Below are 3,706 nucleotides of genomic sequence, written 5' to 3'. Positions count from 1 at the left end.
CTCCAAGCTCGCCGCGGGCGACCAGGGTCACCGAGAGGCCGGGCCGGGACTCGGCGATCTCGGTGGCGCTTTCGATGCCGGTCAGCCCGTCGCCGACGACCAGCACGTTCCCTCCTCGCGGCAGGCCGTCCAGCCGTTCGCGCAGCCGCAGTGCCGAGGGCCGGGCGGCGACGTCGAAGGCGTGTTCGGCCACGCCGGGGACGCCGTGGTCCTCACCGTGGCTGCCGAGCGCGTAGAGGAGCGTGTCGTAGCCGATTTCGGTGGCGCCGTCGGCGCCGGTCACGGCGACGACCTGGCGCTCGGGGTCGACGGCGGTGACACGGGCCGGGTGCAGCCGTATCCCCGTGCCGGCGAAGATGTCGGCGAGCTTCTGGGTCTCGATCTCCTGACCGGCAGCGACCTGGTGGAGTCGCAGCCGCTCGGCGAAGTCCGGCTCGGCGTTGACCACGTGGATCTCGGTGTCCTCCGGGGACAGCCGGCGGGCCAGGTTCCCGGCCACGTAGGTGCCAGCGTATCCGGCGCCGAGGACGAGGACGCGGTGCTTCATGTGACGCTCCTGTCGGTTCGCTGGGGTCTCGGTGACCTGAGCGGGACAGCCGGCGGATTCCTGACAGGAACGGGATGTGACGTGAGCCACAGTGCGGTGGGGCGGAAGCGGCGCGGTGCCGCGCGTCGGGGAGCGGCTCCGGCGAACCGTCCCGGGAGGGACACCCCGCGGCGCCCGGTGCCCCTTCGGCGACACCACGGTCTGACGGCCGCAGCACCACGGAAACCGGGGACGGGCTGGCTACGCTCTGCACCATGAACGACTCCGACACCGCGAAGGCCGTCCTGGAGGGCGGGCCTGCGGACCTCACGGAACGCGTCGTCGCCCAGCCCGAGGCGGGAGCGGACGTAAAGCTGCTCTTCCGGGGCGGCTACGAGCACTTCAGGCGCACCGAGCGCACGCAGGACACGGCGGAGGGGCGGCTGCCGGTGTACGAGTGGTGGGAGCGCACCGAGCTGCCGGGCTGACCGCCCAAGAGCAGTCGGATGACTGAAGCCGTCCGTGTGCCCTCGGCGGCACAGTGGTGTTGCCCCGCGAGCCGAGGCCGCGGGGCGACACCACTGACAGCGATGAGGGCAGGGAAGACATGAGGAACGCGCGCAGGACGGCGATGAGGCTCGCCGTGGGCGCCGCCACGCTGACCGCGGCGGTCGTCGCCACGGCGACGAGCGCGAGCGCCTACGTGCTCACCGACATCCAGACCGGAGCCGGCAAGTGCCCGGCCAACTGGGTGTGCCTGTGGAGCGAGAGCAATTTCGTCCGCGGAAATCCCGCGGGCGGATACGACTTCGGGGCCGTGGGTTCGGACCAGAACGTTTCGGACATGGGGAAGTTCGTCTTCGAGAGCAAGCTCTTCCGCTGGAAGGGCATGCAGGATTCCGCCTCCTCGGTCGTGAACAACACCAGCAGCGGCATCTGCTTCTACGAGCACAACAACTACGGCGGCCTGGAGTTCAGGATCGGTCCCCGCGAGCAGTGGGCGTCCGTGCCGGGGTGGATCAACGACAAGATCAGCTCCTTCAAGTACTGCTGACCCCCCCGCTCCTACTCCAATTGAAGAGGGACCCGTGTTTGTGAAAAGCAGGATGAGGACGCTCGGGCTCGCCGCGGTCGCCGCCGCCGGGCTGCTGGTGGCCACCGCCACGTCCGCGAGCGCCGCAAGCGTCTTCGACATCGGCCACGGGGCCGGGTCGTGCCCCGACAATTACGTATGCCTGTGGTCGGAAGGCAATTTCATCCAGGGGAAGTTCGTCTACGACCACAAGTTCGGCTCCTTCGCCTCGAATCAGAACGTCGGCGACCTGGGCAAGCTGGCCCGCACCTCCACCGGTGACAAGGGCATGCAGGACGTCACGTCGTCGGTGGTGAACAACACGGGGAGCGCGATCTGCTTCTACGAGAACAACTGGTACGGCGGGCTTGAGTTCAGGACGGGGCCCCACGAGCAGTGGGCGTCCGTACCGGGATGGATCAACGACAAGATCAGCTCGTTCAAGTACTGCTGACCCCGCACCTCCTCCATCTGAACGGATGATGATGACATTGCGCAGGAAGACGGCGCGGTTCGCCGTCAGTGCCGCCACCGTCGCCGGGCTGGTCATGACCGCGGCGACCTCCGCCGATGCCTCCGTGCTCCTCGGTATCGGGCAGGGCGCCGGAGCGTGCCCGGGCAGTCATGTCTGCCTGTGGTCCGAGAACGACTTCGTCGGCGCCACCAGCGGCTCCAAGTTCGGTGCGATCGCCTCGAACCAGAACGTGGGCGACCTCGGGAAGCTGCAGCGGGACGGCGCACTGTGGACGGGCATGCAGGACATCACCTCGTCCGTGGTGAACAACACGGGGAACGCGATCTGCTTCTACGAGCACAACAACTACGGCGGACTGCAGTTCAGGATCGGCCCCTGGGAGAAGTGGCCCTCCGTCCCGTCGTGGATCAACGACAGGATCAGCTCCTTCAAGTACTGCTGAGGCACAGGCGGACGGCCGTCGGGTGAGGGGTCCGTCGTCCCGGGTGCGCGCCCGGGACGACGGACCCCGCTCCGCGTGCCCGGGCCGAGGGCCGCTCCTCGGTCTGACCGAATCCATGCAGGTCAGCCGGGCGGGAAGTCCGTAGGATGGGGTGGAGCTCCTCCGGGAGGAAGCCCTGCCCGGAGGTCCCATGCCCCACCACGCGACACGCCGGCTCCTCGGGCGGGCCCGCGAACTGGAGGTGCTGGAACAGCTGTTGCGCGACGTGCGGGACGGGCGCAGCCGGGTGCTGGTGCTGCGCGGCGAGGCCGGTGTCGGCAAGTCGGCGCTGCTCGCCCATCTGGCCGAGCGGGCCGCACCGTCGCAGACGGTCCAGGCGGCGGGGGTCGAAGCCGAGTCCGACTTCGCCTACTCGGCCCTGCAACGCCTGTGCGCCCCTCTGCTTTCCCACCTCGACCGCCTGCCGCCGGTCCAACAGGACGCCCTGCGGGTGGCGTTCGGCCTGAGCGCGGGGAACCCGCCCGAGATGCTGCTGGTCGGGCTCGCGGTCCTCGGGCTGTTCGCCGAGGCCGCGGCCGCCTCACCGCTGGTGTGCCTGGTCGACGACGCGCAGTGCCTGGACCTGATGTCCCAGCGGATCCTGGCGTTCGTCGGACGCCGGCTGGACGCCGAGTCGGTGGCGCTGGTGTTCGCCGAACGGGCCGCTAGCGGGGAGGGGCCGGAGGCGTTCGCCGGCCTGCCGGACCTCACCCTGCCGGGGCTGGCCGACGCCGATGCCCGGGCCCTGCTCGACGGGGCGCTCGTGGCGCCGGTCGACGCCCGCGTGCGGGACCGGATCGTCGCCGAGACCGGCGGGAACCCCCTCGCCCTGCTGGAGCTGCCCCGTGACCTGTCACCGGTGGAGCTGGCGTTCGGCTTCGCGCGGCCCGGCGCGGGTCCGCTGGCTTCCCAGGTCGAGGAGGGCTTCCGGCGGCGGGTCGATGCCCTGCCGGCCGACACCCGCGCCCTGCTGCTGGTCGCGGCGGTCGAACCCGTCGGTGACACCGCTGCTGTGGCGTGCGCTGCGTCTGCTCGGCATCGGGGCCGAGGCCGGGGCGGCGGCCGAGACGGCGGACCTGATCACACTGGGGGCCCCGGTGCGGTTCCGTCATCCCCTGGTGCTGTCTCTTATACACATCTCTGATGGCGCGA

Annotated in this window: 6 protein-coding genes; 5 read left to right on the top strand and 1 reads right to left on the bottom strand. The window is 70.3% G+C overall.

All coding sequences use genetic code 11. The annotated features are described in order from the left end of the window. The coding region (locus VR44_RS37350) for an FAD-dependent oxidoreductase (RefSeq protein ID WP_045952116.1) at positions 1–547 on the bottom strand (547 nt) is incomplete at its 3' end. Positions 548–801: 254 nt separating this feature from the next. On the opposite strand from VR44_RS37350, the gene VR44_RS37345 reads away from it, so the two are divergent. The 5 genes from VR44_RS37345 (at position 802) to VR44_RS37325 (ending at position 3,698) form a co-directional block, all read left to right on the top strand. Next, a complete protein-coding gene (locus tag VR44_RS37345) occupies positions 802–1,014 on the top strand; it encodes a DUF5988 family protein (RefSeq protein ID WP_045952115.1) in 213 nt (70 codons plus the stop codon). Positions 1,015–1,133: 119 nt separating this feature from the next. Continuing rightward, positions 1,134–1,580, top strand: a complete 447-nt coding sequence (locus tag VR44_RS37340; RefSeq protein ID WP_094192166.1) for a peptidase inhibitor family I36 protein — start codon at positions 1,134–1,136, stop codon at positions 1,578–1,580. Positions 1,581–1,632: 52 nt separating this feature from the next. Then, the gene (locus tag VR44_RS37335; RefSeq protein ID WP_045952113.1) at positions 1,633–2,052 is read left to right on the top strand and encodes a peptidase inhibitor family I36 protein; all 420 of its coding nucleotides are present in this window, start codon (positions 1,633–1,635) and stop codon (positions 2,050–2,052) included. Between the two features lie 37 nt (positions 2,053–2,089). Beyond that, positions 2,090–2,515, top strand: a complete 426-nt coding sequence (locus VR44_RS37330; protein ID WP_045952112.1) for a peptidase inhibitor family I36 protein — start codon at positions 2,090–2,092, stop codon at positions 2,513–2,515. A gap of 190 nt (positions 2,516–2,705) precedes the next feature. Further along, complete coding sequence (locus VR44_RS37325) at positions 2,706–3,698, top strand: AAA family ATPase (RefSeq protein ID WP_211275214.1); 993 nt, start codon at positions 2,706–2,708, stop codon at positions 3,696–3,698. The last annotated feature ends 8 nt before the right edge of the window (positions 3,699–3,706 follow it).

Origin of the sequence: Streptomyces katrae, assembly GCF_000966975.1 — a bacterium.
GTDB classification, from domain to species: domain Bacteria; phylum Actinomycetota; class Actinomycetes; order Streptomycetales; family Streptomycetaceae; genus Streptomyces; species Streptomyces katrae.
The sequence above is the reverse complement of the archived record's forward strand: the minus strand, read 5'-3'. Positions and strand labels throughout refer to the sequence as shown.

Coding starts and splice junctions, on each gene's coding strand:
- VR44_RS37345 (WP_045952115.1), top strand. CDS start 802: ATGAACGACTCCGACACCGCGAAGGCCGTCCTGGAGGGCGGGCCTGCG.
- VR44_RS37340 (WP_094192166.1), top strand. CDS start 1,134: ATGAGGAACGCGCGCAGGACGGCGATGAGGCTCGCCGTGGGCGCCGCC.
- VR44_RS37335 (WP_045952113.1), top strand. CDS start 1,633: ATGAGGACGCTCGGGCTCGCCGCGGTCGCCGCCGCCGGGCTGCTGGTG.
- VR44_RS37325 (WP_211275214.1), top strand. CDS start 2,706: ATGCCCCACCACGCGACACGCCGGCTCCTCGGGCGGGCCCGCGAACTG.